General features: G+C 54.6%; 20 protein-coding genes. 7 read left to right on the top strand and 13 right to left on the bottom strand.

Annotated features, from left to right (window positions below; all coding sequences use genetic code 11):
- Window positions 1–69: 69 nt before the first annotated feature.
- The gene (locus tag SELIN_RS05265; RefSeq protein WP_041725939.1) at window positions 70–255 is read right to left on the bottom strand and encodes a hypothetical protein; all 186 of its coding nucleotides are present in this window, start codon (window positions 253–255) and stop codon (window positions 70–72) included.
- 27 nt (window positions 256–282) lie between these two features.
- Complete coding sequence (locus tag SELIN_RS05260; RefSeq protein ID WP_013505639.1) at window positions 283–1185, bottom strand: lipid A biosynthesis lauroyl acyltransferase; 903 nt, start codon at window positions 1183–1185, stop codon at window positions 283–285.
- 808 nt (window positions 1186–1993) lie between these two features.
- Here SELIN_RS05260 and SELIN_RS05255 point away from each other — a divergent pair.
- Window positions 1994–2275 (top strand): hypothetical protein, encoded by a 282-nt coding sequence (locus SELIN_RS05255; protein ID WP_013505637.1) that lies wholly within the window; start codon window positions 1994–1996, stop codon window positions 2273–2275.
- Window positions 2276–2503: 228 nt separating this feature from the next.
- Here the strand turns inward: SELIN_RS05255 and SELIN_RS05250 are convergent, their stop codons facing one another.
- Complete coding sequence (locus SELIN_RS05250; RefSeq protein ID WP_013505636.1) at window positions 2504–2779, bottom strand: DUF503 family protein; 276 nt, start codon at window positions 2777–2779, stop codon at window positions 2504–2506.
- Between the two features lie 231 nt (window positions 2780–3010).
- On the opposite strand from SELIN_RS05250, the gene ectA reads away from it, so the two are divergent.
- From ectA to SELIN_RS05215, 6 genes are all read left to right on the top strand, one after another.
- Window positions 3011–3526, top strand: coding sequence for a diaminobutyrate acetyltransferase (ectA, locus tag SELIN_RS05245; protein WP_041726611.1), 516 nt, complete (start codon window positions 3011–3013; stop codon window positions 3524–3526).
- Between the two features lie 23 nt (window positions 3527–3549).
- Complete coding sequence (gene ectB / locus SELIN_RS05240) at window positions 3550–4824, top strand: diaminobutyrate--2-oxoglutarate transaminase (RefSeq protein WP_013505634.1); 1275 nt, start codon at window positions 3550–3552, stop codon at window positions 4822–4824.
- Entirely contained in the window at window positions 4824–5216 is a 393-nt protein-coding gene (locus tag SELIN_RS05235; RefSeq protein ID WP_013505633.1) for an ectoine synthase, read from the top strand. The genes ectB and SELIN_RS05235 overlap by 1 nt, the downstream gene beginning before the upstream one ends.
- Window positions 5217–5387: 171 nt before the next feature.
- The gene (locus SELIN_RS05230) at window positions 5388–6056 is read left to right on the top strand and encodes a response regulator transcription factor (RefSeq protein ID WP_013505632.1); all 669 of its coding nucleotides are present in this window, start codon (window positions 5388–5390) and stop codon (window positions 6054–6056) included.
- Between the two features lie 69 nt (window positions 6057–6125).
- A protein-coding gene (locus tag SELIN_RS14585; protein ID WP_013506402.1) for an IS5 family transposase occupies window positions 6126–6963 on the top strand; the annotation gives its coding sequence in 2 pieces (ribosomal slippage) (window positions 6126–6530 and window positions 6532–6963; 837 coding nt in all).
- Window positions 6964–7001: 38 nt separating this feature from the next.
- Window positions 7002–8966: a sensor histidine kinase gene (locus SELIN_RS05215; protein WP_013505631.1), complete on the top strand. Its 1965-nt coding sequence runs from the start codon at window positions 7002–7004 to the stop codon at window positions 8964–8966.
- A gap of 24 nt (window positions 8967–8990) precedes the next feature.
- On the opposite strand, the gene SELIN_RS05210 is transcribed toward SELIN_RS05215, so the two are convergent.
- The 10 genes from SELIN_RS05210 to SELIN_RS05155 form a co-directional block, all read right to left on the bottom strand.
- Window positions 8991–10280 (bottom strand): HD-GYP domain-containing protein, encoded by a 1290-nt coding sequence (locus SELIN_RS05210; protein WP_013505630.1) that lies wholly within the window; start codon window positions 10278–10280, stop codon window positions 8991–8993.
- Window positions 10281–10292: 12 nt separating this feature from the next.
- Window positions 10293–11192 (bottom strand): hypothetical protein, encoded by a 900-nt coding sequence (locus SELIN_RS05205; RefSeq protein ID WP_013505629.1) that lies wholly within the window; start codon window positions 11190–11192, stop codon window positions 10293–10295.
- A gap of 875 nt (window positions 11193–12067) precedes the next feature.
- A complete protein-coding gene (locus SELIN_RS05190) occupies window positions 12068–12733 on the bottom strand; it encodes a glutathione S-transferase family protein (protein WP_013505628.1) in 666 nt (221 codons plus the stop codon).
- Window positions 12734–13693: 960 nt separating this feature from the next.
- The gene (locus SELIN_RS05185) at window positions 13694–14521 is read right to left on the bottom strand and encodes an ABC transporter permease (protein WP_013505627.1); all 828 of its coding nucleotides are present in this window, start codon (window positions 14519–14521) and stop codon (window positions 13694–13696) included.
- Entirely contained in the window at window positions 14518–15450 is a 933-nt protein-coding gene (locus SELIN_RS05180; RefSeq protein WP_013505626.1) for an ABC transporter ATP-binding protein, read from the bottom strand. Before SELIN_RS05180 ends, SELIN_RS05185 begins: the two co-directional genes overlap by 4 nt.
- A 189-nt stretch (window positions 15451–15639) precedes the next feature.
- Window positions 15640–16047, bottom strand: coding sequence for a hypothetical protein (locus SELIN_RS05175; protein WP_013505624.1), 408 nt, complete (start codon window positions 16045–16047; stop codon window positions 15640–15642).
- 82 nt (window positions 16048–16129) lie between these two features.
- Window positions 16130–16759, bottom strand: a complete 630-nt coding sequence (locus SELIN_RS05170) for a hypothetical protein (RefSeq protein WP_013505623.1) — start codon at window positions 16757–16759, stop codon at window positions 16130–16132.
- An 82-nt stretch (window positions 16760–16841) separates the two neighbouring features.
- Window positions 16842–17582, bottom strand: coding sequence for a hypothetical protein (locus SELIN_RS05165; RefSeq protein ID WP_013505622.1), 741 nt, complete (start codon window positions 17580–17582; stop codon window positions 16842–16844).
- A gap of 82 nt (window positions 17583–17664) precedes the next feature.
- On the bottom strand, window positions 17665–18408 hold the full coding sequence (locus SELIN_RS05160) for a hypothetical protein (RefSeq protein WP_013505621.1): 744 nt from the start codon (window positions 18406–18408) through the stop codon (window positions 17665–17667).
- A 17-nt stretch (window positions 18409–18425) separates the two neighbouring features.
- Window positions 18426–18968 (bottom strand): flagellar protein FlhE, encoded by a 543-nt coding sequence (locus SELIN_RS05155; RefSeq protein ID WP_013505620.1) that lies wholly within the window; start codon window positions 18966–18968, stop codon window positions 18426–18428.
- Window positions 18969–19313 lie beyond the last annotated feature (345 nt).

Raw genomic sequence — 19313 nt, 5'->3', positions numbered from 1 at the left:
CGGGCGTTCATGTGCGGTGCAGACTCTCCCCGCCTTTTTCGTGTTTTGTGGTATCGACTCTTCCGGCTTTTAGCGGGAATTTTGAATCAGTATTCGTTTTATCTCCGAAATCCTCACAATGTCCTCATCATTTTTGCGCTTCAGATACATCCAGGTGTCGTCAGCGCCCGTCACTTCACCTGTGACGCGGTATTCGCTCCAGCTTGAGCAGTTCAGGAATATGGTGACTTTTTTGCCTTTCAGATTTTCAAACACCGTGTCCTCCTTGTGCACTGTTGCCGCTCAGCGCTTCTTTGTGTAGAGCTGTGGATACTCTGCTTTGAAACGCTTGTGAAACCAGAAGTACTCATCGGGCTTCTGGCGAATGACCTGTTCGGTGATGCTGGCCTGGGCCTGGACGCTTGCGAGAATATCGCTCTGTTCGTCATCGGTTCTGGCCGTGAGGATGGGTTCGTGGAAGGTCATGATGAAGTGCTGATGATCTTCACTGTGGACAAACACCGGCACAATGATGGCCCCGGTGCGGCGAGCCAGGCGGGCGGCGGAATCGATATGGCGGGCGCGGCGACCAAAAAAATCTACCACCACACTCTCCTTCTTGCGGGTATTCTGATCCACCACGAGGCCCAGAACCCTGCCCGCCTTCATGGCTTTCATCAGGCCCTTGATGGCGCCTTTACTCTCCAGGACTTCCACATCCCCCATGACCCGGTGGGAAAAGAGCTCCCGGGAAATGGTTTCCGATTTCACCTTTTTGCCCACCGCGGTGATGGGAGCGTAAAAAGAACCTATCATGGGACCGATCAGCTCCCAGTTCCCATAGTGTGCTGTAATGACAATGACCGGCTTTCCACTGGCCAGGGCCGTGGTGAAAATCTCCTCGTTTTTAATGGTCACTGAACGGCGAATTACCTCCATGGGCTTGCCAAAGCGCATCAGAAAATGAGCCAGATAGTGGACAAAGTTGCGGTAGGTACGCCGGGCGATCTCGTTACGCTCCCGTGGTGTCAGCTCTGAACCAAAGGCGAATTTCAGGTTCGTCAGCACAATACGGCGATGGTAACGATTCAGAAAAAAAATGGCGCTGGAGAGGGCATTGAGCAGTCGAGTCCGGAATCCCGACGGCAGGTGAGTAACCAGGAAGCCAAAGCTGCGCAGTATGGTAGAGTAAAAAACATCTTTCACAGAACTTGTCCTTGTGCGGGTGAGATGAACTTTGCATTATGCGCCCCGCAACGCGAAGGTGTCAAGACACGCCGCGCAGCTCCGGCTTTCTCCGCCACGGTTCTTGTGGTAACATGGAAAAAAATCAAACTGAAGTTTCGCACCCCCGAAGCGGCAGGTTGTCGGCGCTGATCCACATGCCATGCTGAAATGGAGGAAATAGTTCTGCACAGACTGCGTCGCTTGACATTGTCCTCACCCTGTTTATGAGTTTCTTTTGCCACTTTTTTCCCGCAAAAAGTGGCGCAAAAGCGGCCCCCAGTGCTGTCCTTATCAGCCGTCCGCTTGCCTGGAACTGGGGACCGCAAACAACCGCCTTCCCTGGCTTTTGGTTTGCGGTTGCCGCCCTCGTGGCGGCAACCCTGCGGGTCCATAGCGTTCCAGTCTGCTCGTTCTGGCTGGGCCAGCACACGGGGGAGAGGCAGAAACAGGCCGCCCCCCCCTGAGCCCGTCCGGTGAGTGCGACGCCTGGCTGGCAAGACCCGAACGGGACACTCACAGGAAGTGAGTGGTCCGGCAGCACTGCAGGGATGCAGTGTCTGCCGGATCTCCAGAACAGGCAAGCAAACGATCCGGAAAAACGGGCGTCGGGGGCGCGTTTTTGTGTCCTTTTTGCGCGGTCAAAAAGGACAATATCCGGAAACAAAAAGTGGAATACAAGATAAGTCAAGCATTCAAAATCAATACAGTTTCAGCGCGATAAATTTCAGAATAATAACACCTTAACCTAAGACAACAAGGTGCGAAAGTTGAGATCAAAGGAGCGGCGATGGGAGCACAAACGGGACTGATACTCTATCTGGTTTTTGTGGTGGGCTGGATGCTCTTTGGTTTTTATCGCCTGGCCTACCGTCGTGAATTCAAGCGCTTTGTCACCTGGGCCATGATCATCTGCGCCTGCCTGCTGTGGTTTCACTACTACCCCGTGGTGGGCGATCTGCTGCAGGAGAAGTACCGCGCCAGGCTCATGACACCCCTGACAATACTCTTTCTCTTCCTCTTTACCACCAGCGGCCCCTTTATGACGGCTCGATGGAAGCGCAGAAAATAGCCTTTTACCAGGCGGCTTGAGTTTTTTCGTAACCACTCACGGCCACCCAGCGCTTTTTCAGCAGGAGCGCCAGGGTTCCGAAAGCGAGCCAGGATGGCGAGCGGCAGAGACGTAGGTCCTCGGACGAAAGGGAGCGTCTCTGGGAGGAAGGCTGGCGCGAGTGACGTTACACCGTGAAGAGTTCCTTTTTTCAATTGCCTGCGTATTGTGAGGTATTTCAGCAGCCCCTCACAGTATTTCCCAGTATACCTCAAACTCGCACTCGTGCTCCCAGGCAGCCAGCTGACGCCAGATATTTTCCACCAGACCGCGGGCAGACTCTTCAGAGCGCACCGCCGCGACCGCTTCCAGCACGCCTTCAGCCGCGTATTCACCTGAAGCATCCAGAACCGACAGGTTCATGCGCTGCAGCTTCTGCTGCAGGGAGCGCAGAACGCGACGCCTCCCCTTCAGCCCGGCCGGCTCGTCTATGAAAATCTGGATCTGCAGAGCCACAACAACCATCAGCACACCTCCGATCGCGCCCCAGGCGACAAGTTCGCAACCTCAACTCCCTCCTGACAAAGACATGGAAAGTTTCGCGGTTAATTGTCAATGCAAAAATAGCGCGCATTGCAAATTCATGTAAAATAACGCTATAATTGCTTGCTTTGAACTACAGGAAACCATGTCAATTTGACATTTTCATCCCGCCTGTGTATGATTGCCGACAAAAAGCATTTTGAAAGGTTTACCATGAGACAGACAGGAGACACTGATCCGTCTACCATTACCCTCACCACGCCAACCCTTGCGGATGGGGCAGAGGTCTATCGGCTTATCAGCCAGTGCCCTCCCCTCGACGTCAATTCTCAGTACTGTTACCACATTATCTGCGAACATTTCAGCCAAACCAGTGTCATTGCCAGAATAGATGGAGATGCCGCAGGGTTTATCAGCGGGTACACCCTGCCCGAGCATCCGGATATCCTCTTCATCTGGCAGGTGGCCGTTTCCGCAAAGGCCCGCGGCAGGCAGCTGGCAACCCGAATGCTCGAACATATCATCTGCCGCAAGCGCGCCACAGCCGTGCGTTTCCTGCACACGACCATCAGCCCTTCCAATATCCCCTCACAGAAACTCTTCAGCGCCATTGCCCGCACGTTCAAGGCACCTATGCGTGAACGCGAGTTTCTTGCTGGCGAGGTGTTCGCCGAAGGTCATGAAGCCGAAGTCCTCTATGAAATCGGTCCACTGCAATACTCACAATAACACAGACAAAGGTAGGTATTCCCATGCGTATATTTGAACAGATGGAATCACAGGTCCGCGGCTACATCCGCTCGTTTCCGGCAATTTTTGAAAAGGCCAAAGGCTCTTACCTCTATGACGAACAGGGCAACGAGTACATTGACTTTTTCGCCGGGGCGGGCACCCTGAACTATGGACACAACAACGACCGCGTCAGCAGCGCCCTGATCGACTACATTCAGAAAGATGGCGTGGTTCACGGCCTTGACATGGCCACTTCCGCAAAAAAACGTTTCCTGCAGAAGCTTCAGGACACGGTTTTCTCTCCACGAAATCTGGAGTACAAGGTACAGTTTACCGGCCCCACGGGCACCAACTCGGTGGAATCGGCCCTGAAGCTGGCCCGCATGATCAAGAATCGCTCCAATATCGTGGCATTCACCAACGGCTTCCACGGCCTGAGCATGGGCTCCCTGGCCGTAACCGGCAACAATTTCTACCGGGACGAGGCCCATATCAGCCGCAGCAATGTGAGCTTTATGCCCTATGACGGCTACTTCGGCCCCGATGTCAACACCCTTGACTACTTCCGCAAATTCCTGGCCGATGGCAGCAGTGGCCTGGATCTGCCCGCAGCAGTGATTGTAGAGACCATTCAGGCCGAAGGTGGCATCAATGTGGCCAGCGATGAATGGCTGCAGGGGCTTGAGCAGATCTGCCGTGAATTCGACATCCTGCTGATCATCGATGAGATCCAGGTGGGCAATGGCCGCAGCGGCGAGTTCTTCAGCTTCGAACGCGCCGGCATCACCCCCGACATGGTCACCCTTTCCAAGTCCATTGGTGGCGGATTGCCTCTGGCACTGCTGCTCATGCGCCCGGAGCTGGATCAGTGGAAGCCCGGCGAGCACACCGGCACCTTCCGCGGCAACAACCTGGCCTTCGTGGCTTCAGTAGAAACTCTGGCCTACTGGGACAGCAACGACCTCAGCGATGCCATTCACTATAAATCTGCGATCCTCAAAGAAGAGCTGCAGGCCATTGCCGCCAAATACCCTGACCTGAACTGCAATGTTCGGGGCCGTGGGCTCATTTTCGGTCTGGAAATCCCCGAGCTGGGCTTCGCCAAGGAAGTGTCACGCATCGCCTTTGAAAAAGGCCTTGTCATAGAACTTTCCGGCGCGGATGACCAGGTGGTCAAGTTCCTGCCTCCACTCACCATCGACGAGGAAACGCTGCGCAAAGGTATTGCCATCATTGATGCAACCATCGGCGAAATCATTTCCACCAAGCAGGATCGCCTGCGGGAGGAATTCTGATGCTGGTACGTGCGCTGAGTGAAATTCAGGGAACCGAGCGGGAAGTGCGTGCGGAGAACGGCAACTGGGTCAGTCAGCGTCTGCTGCTCAAGGATGACAGGATGGGTTTCTCCTTCCATATCACCACCATCTTTGCCGGTCAGGACAACTTCTTCCAGTATAAGAATCATCTGGAGTCGGTATATTGTATGGCCGGTGAAGGGGAGATTGAAGATCTGGCAACCGGAGTTGTCTATCCCATCAAACCAGGCACGGTGTATGCCCTTGATCAGCATGACAAGCACCGTCTGCGCGCTTTCAAGGATATGACCATGGCCTGTGTCTTCAACCCGCCGGTTTCCGGACGGGAAGTCCATGGCCCAGATGGCTCCTACCCGGCCGATACCGACTGATTCCCTTTGTATTACTTGTCCGCGCGGAGCAGCTGAAAAGCTGCTCCGCTTTGCGCATATCCCCTCACCCTGCTAGCACAACGCTCTTAGCGCCGGAAAAGGTTTGCAGTCGACGCTGAAGATGGTATATTTCACCATTGAATCACATATTGAAGCAACGGGTAGCACTCCATGAAATACCATCCGCTCAAGCTTCTTCAGGAAATGACCATACTCTTCGCCGAGGACGACCCCATCATGCAGGACTCCATCGCCCGCATCCTCAGCACCCATTTCCGCCACGTGCTTGTTGCCGAGGACGGCGCTCAGGCCATGGAGCTTTTTAACCAGCAGCGCCCGCACATCATTCTCCTGGATATCGCCATGCCACGCGCCAGCGGCATGGAAGTGGCCACCGCCATCCGCCAGCAGGATCCCGATATACCCATTATTATCCTGACTGCTCACAACGAATCCGAACACCTGTTTGCCGCCATTCGCCTGCGGCTGATGGAGTATCTGGTCAAGCCGGTCAGCCTGGATAAACTGCGCAGTACATTCCTGCACTGTGTAACAGAACTCCAGCAACGGGGCAGAATCGCGGTTCAGCTCCAGAGTGGTGCCACCTATAACGTCAACACGCAAAGCGTGGAATGGGATGGCAAAGAGATTTCCCTGACCCGCAATGAGAAGAGTTTCCTGGACTTCATGCTGCGCCACCGCAACCAGGTGGTTGACGCCGACCGGATCTGCTTTCATATTGACCCGAACCACGATATGACCAACAGTGGCCTGCGCAATCTGGTGTATCGTCTCAGATCTAAAATTGGCAACAAATCCATTGTAAGAGCTTGTCCATAAATAATTATTGACCATTATGATAGTTTGCTATAGAATGATTCAGTGAGAGATCATTCATGGCGGTGATTTATGTCTAAAGTGCAATCATGGGAAGTCTCAGATGCTTTCTGGCAAAGAGTTGAGCCTTTGCTGCCAATCCAGCAAAGAGATCCTGACAAGACCTACAAACGCAAGCCTGGTGGCGGACGGAAGCGACTTGACCCCAGAATGGCGTTTTCCGGCATTGTCTATGTGCTGCGCACCGGTTGCCAGTGGAAAGCCATACCCAAGGAGCAGTTTGGTTGCGCCAGTGCCGTGCACAAGTACTTCATTGAGTGGAGTAAGGCCGGTGTATTCGAAGCTATTTGGCGTCAAGGGCTGGCTGAGTATGACGAGATGGAGGGAATTGCCTGGGAGTGGCAAAGCATAGATGGCGGAATGTACAAAGCACCAATGGCTCTTGAAACCGTAGGGAAGAACCCGACGGATCGGGGAAAAAAACGGGAGCAAGCGTCATGTCCTGGTGGACGGTCGTGGCGTCCCGTTGTCCATCGTCGTAACCGGAGCGAACCGGCATGATGTGAGCCAGCTTGAAGCTGTTCTTGATGGCGTAGTCTTCGAGAAGCCTGCAGAGCAGGAGCAGCATCTTTGCGCAGATTGTGGCTACAAGGGAAAGCAGGCGCTCAGCAGCATTCTTCAGCGCGGATACATACCCCATGTAAAGCAGCGAAAAGAAGAGATCGAGGACAAGAAGCGTGACCCATCAAAGAAGGCGAGGCGCTGGATAGTGGAAGCATCTATTTCCTGGTTCAACCGTTTCAGGAAGATTCATGTGCGCTTTGAGAAGCTTGAGGTCACTCACTACGGGTTGACGTGTCTTGCGGCAGCCATAATCACATACAGGAAAATCGGCGTAATTTATGGATAAGTTCTAAGTCATAAAGATTCCGGCTACATGGTGCCCTGATGCGCTCCGCGGGCACGGCATTCGCGCGCACTCTGCTGTTGCTGATTCTTGTACTTGCGCATACTCCCGCCTTCGCGGCTTCGCAACTCCCCTTTGACGTGACCCATCTGCACAATACGCACTCCCTGGTCGAAAGGATGGAGTTCCTGTACGACCCCCTTGCCGAGCACAACTACCGTGACATCATGGCAAGCGACACCTGGCAGGCTCTGCCCGCCAGCTATTTGGGCTACTCTTCTCGGCCGGTGTGGACTCGCGTTACCATAAGCAATTCTGCTCCCAGGAACAGAGCGGTGATTCTCTGGAACACCCGTCCACTGGTGCAGCATGTCGATGTCTATATCGTCGACGAAGACACCCTTCTCGAGCATCACAGGCTGGGATACATGAATCAAGCCGAACCGTCCAATACTTCGCCCTTTAACAGCTTCCTGCTGAAGCTCACTCCCGATCAGACGGTTACGATTTACACCCGCACCCAGACGGCTGCAGAAGTTGACGTGGAGTGGCTTGTCAGCACGGTTACTGACTTCTCCCGCGAAGCTATCAAGCGATACCTCTTCTGGGGAGTTTACCTGGGCCTGCTGTTCGCGTTTATTCTCTACAGCGCCATCAGCAGCTTTGACCTGCGTCAGCCGAAATTCCTGGCCCACTTCAGCTTCTGTGTGGTTTCGCTCTTTTTTGTGCTGGCGTACAGTGGAATCACCCGCTTCGCTGACTTTGGCATCCCCAATACATACTGGTTCTACAGCATGTGGGTGCTCGGCTATGGTGGGTATATCGCCGTCATTCTCTTTGTCATGTATTTTTTCCGAACCAGCAGCACCATGCCCGGAATGCATGTGTGGCTCCAGGTACTGCTCATGGCCACCAGTCTGCTGGTTCTGCTCTGGCTTGCCGCGCCATCGCTGCCCAGCATATACGCACTGACACCGCAAATGGCCAGCTTCAACCTGTTGCTCTATCTCACTTTTTTTGCTGTCGCGTGGCACGCCGTAAAGAGACGCCAGAGCGGGGCCCTTATCTTTCTCAGCGGCCAGGGGCTGGTTCTTCTGCTTTCTGCTGTGCTTTTTTTCGTGGGAGAATCCGGCATCATCGAACACCTGAACTATGTCACCCTCGCCATTCCCCTGAACATTTTCCTCCACATCACTTCCATCTCGCTGGCCATCGGAAAAGACGGTCGCGACGGACGCTACGAGCTGGAATCCCAGAAGCAGAGCATGCTGAATCAGTCCCGCTTTGCGGTCATCGGTCGCTCCCTGGGCATGATCGCCCACCAGTGGCGCACCCCCCTCGCCCGTCTTGGTGCTTTGCTCAGCGAGCTGCAGACCTACCTTGAACCTGCCCGAACGGCAGATGATCACACGCAGCGCATCAGGGAAGTCATTATACCCCGCATGCGTGAAAGCGTTGCCTTTATGGGCAGTACGGTTGATGATTTCAGGAACTTCTACAGCTCCGGCAGCACCAGGGAGGAGTTTTTTCCAGATCGCACCATCAAACAGGTTCTGCTCATGCTTAAAGAGATCCCCCTGTTTCAACGCACAAGCGTACACTGCCACGCCCCGGACGAAGCGCTCTGCATGCTCGGATATCCCGGTGCCTTTGCCCACGTGCTGATGATCCTGCTGGAAAACGCACTGGACACCTTCAGCGAACGCAACACCGCCGATCCAAGTCTCCATATTTCCTGGCAGCAGCGCGAAAACACGCTGATTCTCCAGGTGGAGGATAATGGCGGGGGCATCTGCATCCATCCTGTGGAAAAAATCTTTTCATCGTTCATCAGCAGTAAGGTTCACAAGGGAATGGGGATGGGGCTGAGCATTGCCAGGATGCTGGTGGAAGAGCGTATGGGAGGAACTATTCAGGCAGGCAACACTGGCCGCGGAGCGCTTTTCACGGTGACACTGCCCCTGCGCGGAAGTGCGCCATTGAACGACAGCAAACATGTCGAATAGGTCTTCCGCAGCTTCACGCCTCGCCTATTTCGTGCCGATATAGGTGTCTATGTTGATTCCCCATTTTTTAGGGTCTTCCGAGCCAACCACCATCTCGCACACATCCTCGCAGGAGAGGTCGAGGATCTCCGGGCGCATATACCGGCGTTCCTTGGTGCAGAATATCGCACGCACCACCGGATGCAGCAGGTCACGCCGGCCATCTTTCTCACTGGCCGACTCCATCACCACCGCAAGCTTGCCGCTTTTCAGGCGAACCAGGGTTCCCGGCGGATAGATGCCCACACATTGGATAAAGCGCTGCACCATGCTGGGGCAGAAGTGTTGCTCACTCCACTCCAGCAGGCGCCGCAGCACCACCGTGGGATGCTGTCCCTTGTGGTAGCAGCGATCCGAGGTAATGGCATCGTACACATCGGCCACTGCCGCCATCTGGGCGTAGGGACTGATCTGATCGCCCTTGAGCCCCTTGGGATACCCAGAGCCATCCCAGCGCTCATGGTGCTGGGCGGCCACTTCAACACAGATGGGAGAAATTTCCGGCGTACCGCTGAGGATCTCGCCGCTGTAGGTGGCATGCTGCTTCATGATGGCAAACTCTTCGTCGGTAAGCTTGCCGGGTTTATTGAGAATCTCATTGGGCACCTTCACCTTGCCGATATCATGGAGCAGCGCCCCCTGACCAATGTGGTGAATGGTATCGATATCATAGCCCTGGCTTTTGGCAAAAATCATCATCAGCACACTGACGCTGACCGAATGCTGAAAGGTGTACTGATCCTGATTGCGAATACGCCCCAGGCTGAGCAGGGCGTTCTGGTTGCGGAAGATGGAGTCGGTCATGCGCTCGACTATGGGAGCGGAAGTCTCGGTTTTAATGCTCCGCCCCATGCGGATATCATTCATCATGTTGGTGATCGTCTGGGAAGCCTCGTGGTGGGTACGCCGCGCCATGCGAATCTCTTCGCCCAAAGGCACCGGCTGGGGTGGCAAGACCACCTTCAGGTCACTCTTCTGGCCCTCATTCTTCTCTACCTCCTGCTGCGATGCGACATCGGCCTCTGCTTCCGCAGGCGGTGGAGCCTGCTTGTCCGCTTCATCAATGACCACCTCAACCTTCTTGCGCGGAACATCCCGCCCCTTGCTGGTATCAATCCAGAGTTCCTCAATGCCCAGTGCGCGGATTTTGGAGATGGTCATGGTATTGCGAACCAGAAAGCGCGTGGAAGCAAAAGGATGATCAAGCCATCCACAGTTCAGATCGGCTATAAACATGCCGGGAATAAGATCATCCAGGGAAATCTTCTTCTTCACCACTACCTCCCGCTACACCGAAACCGTCAGCATAAGCCGGTTGATCTGTGATCGCGCTAAACGTGTAAGTTGATGATCCTGCAGAATCAGCGCGCACTCCGGGTGCTCGGCGCCCGCGTCGGAACACCACAGCTTCAACCCCTCCATAACCCGGAAATACTGTCCGTACGCATCCCGCGAAACCTTGTCACCCATGGCAAGGGATCCGGCATGATAACAACCCTGAGCTTCAATAAAGGCGCTCTTCGGGAGAATATCCATAAGCGTCGTAAAGTAGCTGAGCAACAGCTGGAGTTTTCTGTCAAAAAAGAAATTCAGGTGATACACCAGGGCTGGCAGGTGCAGAAAGATACTCTCCCTTTGGGCCTCGGCGCGGATAAGATGAGATGCAAGATATTTTGAGCTGCTGCTGTCAACAGCAATCGTCTGTTTAATGGTCTGTACAGTAGACGAATAGTCATTGACCAGCGACGAAAGGGCACGCAGTGCCTCACAGTTTCCCTGGGTGAGCAGCATGTCGGTATATTCACTCAGAATCATGGTCTCGTCGACAATGTAATCATCATGGATGACAATCGCCCCCAGCAAGGCCACCAGGAACATGTTGATTCCAAACCGGTGACGATGGCTCTGCTGCCATCGCCCTTCGTACCACTCCAGCAGATCCCAGGCCCCGGATGTGCTGATGTACATCTCCTGCAGACGCTGGATCGGGTCACCGGACTGCGCCTGACGCACCACACCCCGCACCACCCGCGCCTGCCCCTTGCGCACCATACGGCGCACATCGGGCGCCATGGATGGAATATCCACCATGGGAACCGTATTTCCCGTAACGCCCGTTGGCATCTTACGGTTCGGACTCAGTGTGCAGGCAAGGGCGGTATAGACCCCAGTCGTGTTGCGTTTCATTCAGACACATAACTCCGCAGAAATTTCTACTGCAGGAAATGGTATCAAATGAAAATCTCACGAAAGTCTCAGGAGAAAAAAAACTGTAAATTCTCTCTTTCAGGTATAGCTGGTAACAGAAGTTTCGCACCCCCGAAACAGCTGGGTGTCGGGATCGACCCTGATGCCATGCTGGAATGGCGGAAATAGTTCTGCACAGACTGTGTCGCTTGGCATTGCCCTCACCCTGTTTATGAGTTTCTTTTGCCACTTTTTACCCGCAAAAAGTGGCGCAAAAGCGGCCCCCAGTGCTGTCCTTATCAGCCGTCCTCTTGCCTGGAACTGGGGACCGCAAACAACCGCCCTCCATGGCTTTGGGTTTGCGGTTGCCGCCGTCGTGGCGGCAACCCTGCGGGTCCATAGCGTTCCAGCCGGCGCGTCCTGGCTGGGCCAGCACACGGGGGAAAGGCAGAAGCAGGCCGTTCCCCCCTGAGCCCGTCCGGTGAGTGCGACGCCTGGCTGGCAAGACCCGAACGGGACACTCACAGGATGTGAGTGGTCCGGCAGCACTGCAGGGATGCAGGGGTCAGGCAACGCAAAGAGGCCCAGGTGCAAGGCGCGGGTAAAGCGAGAAGCGAGGCGTACTCCCTGTACGTCGCAGTGACGAGCGATGCCCGGCAACGCAGCAGATGGGCCTCTTTGAGCAGCCTGCTGCCGGATCTCCTGAACAGGCGAGCCAACGATCCGGAGAAACGGGCGTTCGGGGGGCGCGTTTTTGTGTCCTTTTTGCGCGGTCAAAAAGGACAATATCCGGAGACGAAAAGTGAAATACCAGATAAGTCAAGCATTCAAAATCAATATTGAGCGGTAACATTTTACGATGGAAAACTCGGGTTTCAGCCAGCCGTCAGGCGCGCAGCCATAACCCCACCCATGCGCTCAATCATGCCCCTGAACAGCCCAGGGAATTCCGGCACCACCGACAGCCGCACTGCTTCCATTTCCAACAGGACAGCTGACCACTGCTGCAATCGGGGACAATTTTCCAGCAAACCCATCCCCGTAAACTCCCGGAGCAGTTCCAGACGCAGACACAGGGGCGCCATTACAGCGTCAATCAGATTGAACTCCTCCCCGTTGAAAAACGTCCCACCACGGTAAACAGCCTCCAGACGGGCCAGATCACCCAGTATGGCAACGCGGTGCTGCTCGAAAACCGACTCTTCCGACGCCGTGTAAAGGCCGTGAATACGCCGCTGAATCTCTCCCATAAATTCCATCCAGGCCCGATTCTGCGCCTTGATCAGCGGATCAGCCGGGTGCAGCGAAGGCGGTGTCACCTCGTCCAGATATTCCACAATCACCGCCGATTCAAACAGCACCTCGTCCCCAACCTTGAGAACCGGCGTCCTGCCAGTAGGCGAAAGCTTCAGGAACCACTCAGGCTTGTTCTGCAGGTCGATGTAGGTGACATCGAAGTCGATGTTCTTGTGCCTCAGGACAATAACCGCCCGCTGGACAAAGGGACAGAGTTTGAAGCTGATCAGTTCGAGTTTTTGCATCATCGCCTCCTTAAATACTGTGTGTCGGTGCGTTTGTTATGAAAGTGGCCTATTCTCCGTTTGCTTGCTACTGCCAGGAAGCACGCTCTGGCTGGGCCAGCCCAAGGGGGAACAGCAGAGAGTCCCCCCTGAGCCCGTCCGGTGAGTGCGAAGCCTGGCTGGCAAGACCCGAACGGGACACTCACAGGAAGTGAGTGGTCCGGCAGAGCAGGCGAGCAAAGGAGCCGGATAAACGGGCGTCGAAGGGCGCGTTTTTGCGTCCTTTTTGCGCGGTCAAAAAGGACAAACTGAAGTTTCGCATCCCCGAAACGACAGGTTGTCAGCGCTGACCCTGATGTCACGCTGCAATGGCCGAAATGGTTCTACACAGACTGCGTTACCTGACATTATCCTCACAATATATATACGAGTTTCTTTTGCCACTTTTTACCCGCAAAAAGTGGCTGGGAAGCGGCCCCCAGTGCTGTCCTTTTCAGCCGTCCGCTTGCCTGGAACTGGGGACCGCAAACAACCGCCTTCCATGGCTTTTGGTTTGCGGTTGCCGCCCTCGTGGCGGCAACCCTGCGGGTCCATAGCGTTCCAGTCGGCGCGTCCTGGCTGGGCCAGCACACGGGGGAAAGGCAGAAGCAGGCCGTTCCCCCCTGAGCCCGTCCGGTGAGTGCGAAGCCTGGCTGGCAAGACCCGAACGGGACACTCACAGGATGTGAGTGGTCCGGCAGCACTGCAAAGAGGCAGGGGTCAGGCAACGCAAAGAGACCCAGGTGCAAGGCGCGGGCAAAGCAGGAGGGAGGCGTACTCCCTGTACGTCGCAGCGACGAGCGATGCCCGGCAACGCAGCAGATGGGCCTCTTTGAGCAGCCTGCTGCCGGATCTCCAGAACAGGCGAGCAGGCGATCCGGATAAACGGGCGTTCGGGGGGCGCGTTTTTGCGTCCTTTTTGCGCGGTCAAAAAGGACAAAGTCAGAATCTACCGTAATTCCCCTTCTTCACCGCCAGCAGCGCCAGCGTATACGCCAGCAGCACAAAACCCGAGGCCAGCAGGGCCACAGGAAGAATACTGATATCACTCATACCCAAAAAGGCATAACGTATGCCGTTAATCAGGTAAAGCAGCGGATTGAACAGAGACACAACCTGCCAGAAGGCGGGCATGATGCTGAGGGGGAAAAAGACGCCTCCCAGGTAGATCAGGGGCAGCAGCACAAAGGTGCTGACCGCGCTGACCTGATCAAAGCTGCGGGAATAGATGGCCACACAGAGCCCCAGGCAGCCAAAGGTGACGCCACTGCAGGCGGCAAAAAAGAGCAGCCACAGCGGACTGTGTATGGCCAGCAAGCTGCCGTACTGCGTATAGTGAAAAATCTGCCCCACCATCGCCACCCCAAGGCCAATCACCACGCCCCGCAGCGTCGCGGCGCAGGCGTAGGCCCACACGATCTGCAGGGGAGTCAGTGGCACCACCCGCAGGTCCTGAAAGTCGCCGTGGAATTTGGACGTGATAATTGAGCTGGCCGCATTCTGAAAAGCGTTGTTCAAAAGGCCCATGGCAACCAGGCCGGGAATGATGAACTGCAGGTAGCTGACCCCCGGTGCAATATCGATACGCTTTGCCAGGTTGACACCGAAAATCAGCAGATACAAGGAGGAACTGATCAGGGGGCTGAGGATGGTTTGCCCCGCCACCCGGAAAAAGCGTTCGATTTCCTTGGAGAGCAGGGTGCGAAATCCGGTGAATGCGGAAGGAAGTTCCGTGCGGATAATGGCTTTACGTGATGCAGACGGATTCATGCTTCCTCCTCGTTTTTCAGAAATGACTGTTCCTGGATTAAGGCCACAAAGGCGTCCTCCAGGGTTCCTTCTTCCACCGAAATATCTTCAATGCTGGCCAGGGGAATATCCAGCTCCTGAATAAGCTTGCCCACGGTGGTGCCATAGGCCGTGGATATCTGCAGACAGTGATCTGCCAGCACAAGAGTCGGGTCAAAGCGCGACATATCCGTATCCGCCGTCAGTTTTATGGAGACAATGCGCCTGGTCAGGCGATGAATCAGACTGATGGTATCATCCAGGGCAATCAGCCGCCCCAGGTGGAGTACGCCGATGCGGTTGCAAAGCTCTTCCGCCTCCTGGATGTAGTGGGTGGTCAGCAGGACGGTGGTGCCCATATCCCGGTTCAACTCCCGCACAAACTGCCACAGGTCATTGCGCAGCTCCACATCCACCCCCGCCGTAGGCTCGTCCAGCAGCAGCAGCGGTGGACGGTGCACCAGGGACTTGGCAATGAGCAGGCGGCGCTTCATGCCGCCGGAAAGCTGGCGCACCAGTTTTCTGCGATGCTCGTGCAGCCCCAGCTTGCGCAGCAGGTAGTCGATATGCTCGCGATTATCGGTCAGGCCGAAGTAGCCCGAGTGGAACTCCAGCACCCGTTCAATGCTGAAAAACCCGTGGGAGACCAGCTCCTGGGGCACAACCCCCACATTGAGGCGCGCCAGCAGGCTCTGCTCGGCGATATCGTACCCCATAATGGAAGCCGAGCCGGAGCTGGGGTCGATCAGCCCGGTCAACATGGAAATCAGCGTCGTCTTGCCCGCGCCATTGGGGCCAAGGAGCCCGAAAATCTCCCCCGGTTCCAGACACAGGTCAAGGGGATGCAGGGCCGGGGGAGCCTTGTCATAGGATTTGGAAAGGGATTTGGTTTGCAGGGGAATGGTCGTCATGAATTATCCTTTGTCAACTCGCATATTACCGACCAGTATAGCGCATCAGCGCCGGGACGGCTACCAGCAACTCTTTCAGGAAATCATCACGCAGAATCCGGGAAAAACTCCACAGACTCTTCACATAGCAAACCCCGCACTCCAAGGGAGTGCGGGGCCTGAACGAAACTTCACCCTTGACAACGGCCATTACAGTACTTCAGGGGAGATATCCTCGGATTCCATTATGGAGCCCTCCGTCATCATGAGGTTATTTTCCACGGAGATCTCTTCCGGGTTCATTTCAGCGAACATCCCCTCTGACGCATACGCCCTGAATGTTTCCATTACAATAGTTTTATCCTCATCCTCTTTAGCCCATTCCAAATCGAGGGAGTCCTCAGTCTCCTCCTCTTCATCCTCCGGTTCTTCACGGAGCACCCACTCCTCATAATACAGGCGCTTGGCCTCCTCGCTGAGGGTTACAGCATCGGTTCGCACAGCTCCACCTGTTTGGGTTGGCTCATGATTCGTCTGGGCCTGTTCGGTATGCACCGCCGCATTTTTCTGCACCTGTGAGTAGGGGTTGACTCCCTGGGTAATGGATGTACTGAACATGGTAAGCTTCCTCCTTTTCAGTTCTTTCAATTAATATTACTGCGCCCTCGCACCCCGAAAAAGAAGTGCGAGGGCAGAAACATCAGTTGCCGGCCCGGGCAAAGAGCATTTCCCGCCGATTTGCTCGGCCAGTTATTTCCAGATAGGATTCAGGCAGACTGAAGTTGAACTCGTGAATCACCCGATACAGATCTGCGCCGGAAACTCCGTTACGCACAGCTTCTTCATAGACCTTAATGCGCTGTTCTCGTACCAGTGCAGCTTCACGATTAAAGGCATCCTCGTATTCCTGCCAACTGCCATCGCTGAAGGTGACAGGGGTGCCATCGGGATAGAGCATGGAGCCATCCATGAGGACTCCGCCGGGTACTTGGACAGCATCCGGGTTCATTCTGAGCAGTGGTCTATCCATTTGATAAGCGCTGAAACGTGCCATTTCTTCAGCATACTCAGGATCATTGACGAGGTTTTCCCAGAGATGTATGGGTGGAATTCTGGGGTTGTCCTGCTCTACTTGCTCCGCCTTCTCGCCAGGCACCAACTCTCCATACATCCGTCTGGCTTCCTCGCTGAGGACTACAGCGTCGGTCTGCGCGGCGACTCTCGTTTGAGCTGTTCCGTGGTACGCTTGAGATTGATCCGCGCGCACCGTCGTATTCTTCTGCACCTGTGAGTAGGGGTTGACTCCCTGGGTGATGGATGTACTGAACACGGTGGCATTCCTCCTTTTCAGTTCTCCCAGTTCAAATTACAGTGCCCCCGCACCCCGAAGAAGAGGTGCGGGGGCAGAAACATCAGTTGCCAGCCTGTGCAAAGGCCGTTTCCCTCTGATTTGCCTCGTTATTTTTTTCAAGATAGGATTCTGCCTCACTGGAGTGAATCATCTGGTAAATTTCGTCACTCGTAGAAGCGCCTTCAGCCCGCGCGAACAATATTTCCCGCTGAAAAACGCGACCGGTTTTTTCCAGATAGGATTCAGGCAGACTGAAGTTGAACTCGTGAATCACCCGATACAGATCTGCGCCGGAAACTCCATTGCGCCTGGCCTCTTCGTAAGCTTCAATACGCTGCTGCCGCACTATGGCAGACTCGCGGTAAAACGCATCGGCATATTCCTGGTAGCTGCCATCACTAAAGTCAATTGGAGTACCATCAGGATACAACAAAACACCATACGCAGGAATACCACCTGAGGGAATGCCATCCACTCCAAAATCAATATCAGAATTAATCTTCCACATTAGTGCATCTACTTCATAAGCAATGAAGTGTGCCATCTCCTCAGCATATATCGGGTCGTTGACGAGGTTCTCCCAGCCAAGTATAGGTGGGATCCTGGGGCTGTCCTGCTCGCCAGGCACTAATTCTCCATACAGCTGCTTGGCTTCCTCGCTGAGGTCCACAGTATCTGCCTGTGTGGCGACTCTCGTTTGAGCTGTTCCGTGGTACGCTTGAGATTGATCCGCGCGCACCGTCGTATTCTTCTGCACCTGTGAGTAGGGGTTGACTCCCTGGGTGATGGATGTACTGAACACGGCTATTCTCCTCCTCGTCAGTTTTCCCAGTTCAAATTACTGCGCCCTCGCACCCCGAAAAAGAAGTGCGAGGGCAGAAACATCAGTTGCCGGCCCGGGCAAAGGCCGTTTCCCTCTGATTTGCCTCGTTATTTTTTTCAAGATAGGATTCTGCCTCACTGGAGTGAATCATCTGGTAAATTTCGTCACTCGTAGAAGCGCCTTCAGCCCGCGCGAACAATATTTCCCGCTGAAAAACGCGACCGGATTTTTCCAGATAGGATTCAGGCAGACTGAAGTTGAACTCGTGAATCACCCGATACAGATCTGCCCCGGAAACCCCATTGCGTTTTGCCTCTTCGTAAAGATCAATGCGCTGTTGATTCACGATTGCAGATTCACGGTAAAAGGCATCCCGGTATTCCTCGTAACTGCCATCGCTGAAGGTGACAGGGGTGCCATCGAGGTAAAGAAAGAGATCATCCAAGAGCACTCGTTCACCCATCTTCGCTGCATCCGGGTTAATCCTGAGCATCAAGCCATCGGGAATATAGGCAGCATTCCTGGCCATTTCCTCAGCGTAATCAGGATCATTGACGAGGTTTTCCCAGAGATGTATGGGTGGAATTCTGGGGTCGTCCTGCTCGCCTTGCTCCGCCTTCTCGCCTGGTACCAATTCTCCATACAGCTGCCTGGCTTCCTCGCTGAGGACTACAGCGTCGGTCTGCGCGGCGACTCTCGTTTGAGCTGTTCTATGGTACGCTTGAGATTGATCCGCACGCACCGTCGTATTCTTCTGCACCTGTGAGTAGGGGTTGACTCCCTGGGTGATGGATGTACTGAACACGGCTATTCTCCTCCTCGTCAGTTTTCCCAGTTCACGATAATGGAGTTCTGCTGGCCATATACGTAGGGGTAAATAGCACTACCATTGCCGGGGATGCCAAAAACAAACTGGTAGTTATGGGTGGCAGAAAGTCCATGGAACACATTTGTTCCTCCAATACTCGAATGAGACACTTCATCACATGCATCCCAAGTAACGTTACACAGCCATACCTTAAGATCCGAGCGGTAGTTCAACACGTTCCAATCCCAGTAAATAGTTCTGGTTGCCGCATTGCTGGGTGTTGAGGCAGGCGCAGAAAAAACAGGGCCATAATACGGATATCCCGTAGTGTAGATAGTCGGGCCAACCGTCTGGGCTCCCCACGAACCCGTGGCCATGATGCCCACATCACCGCCAGATTCTGATGCCTGGGCAGGAAATTCCTGCAGCAGTTGGAATTCCAGCTCTTCCATGGGAATCAGCTTGCTTTCCGCAGGGATCGATGGACTTTCTGCCAGCGCCGCCAGGGGAAGCATCATCAATCCGCACAACAACAGTGCAAGTACCATTGCTCTCATTTCTCATCTCCTTTATTTTCCTGGTCACGTTCAAGAGTTGCCAGAGAACCGCACTACATAAATCTGTCCTCATGCAATATATTTACCAGGGTATTTAAGTGACACAATCATGTTACTTACCCCTACTTTCATTAGCAGATCATTGCGGAAAACTTTTCCCGCAGCGGAAGTTCTTTCTGGGGAGTGTTCTTCAGGCTGAACTGAGGTTACCCGATGGCACCGTCACGGCGTGACTTTCACCTTGGACTTTGGGCCTTGTTGTTTTATTATCAGCAGGACGCTGATAATCCTCCATCTGCGGCACTGCTCGCAGTCGCGAGTTCGGGTGGGCAGGAGACACACTTC

Source organism: Desulfurispirillum indicum S5 (assembly GCF_000177635.2).
Classification (GTDB): Bacteria; Chrysiogenota; Chrysiogenetes; order Chrysiogenales; family Chrysiogenaceae; genus Desulfurispirillum; species Desulfurispirillum indicum.
This window is presented reverse-complemented; position numbering and strand designations above follow the sequence as displayed.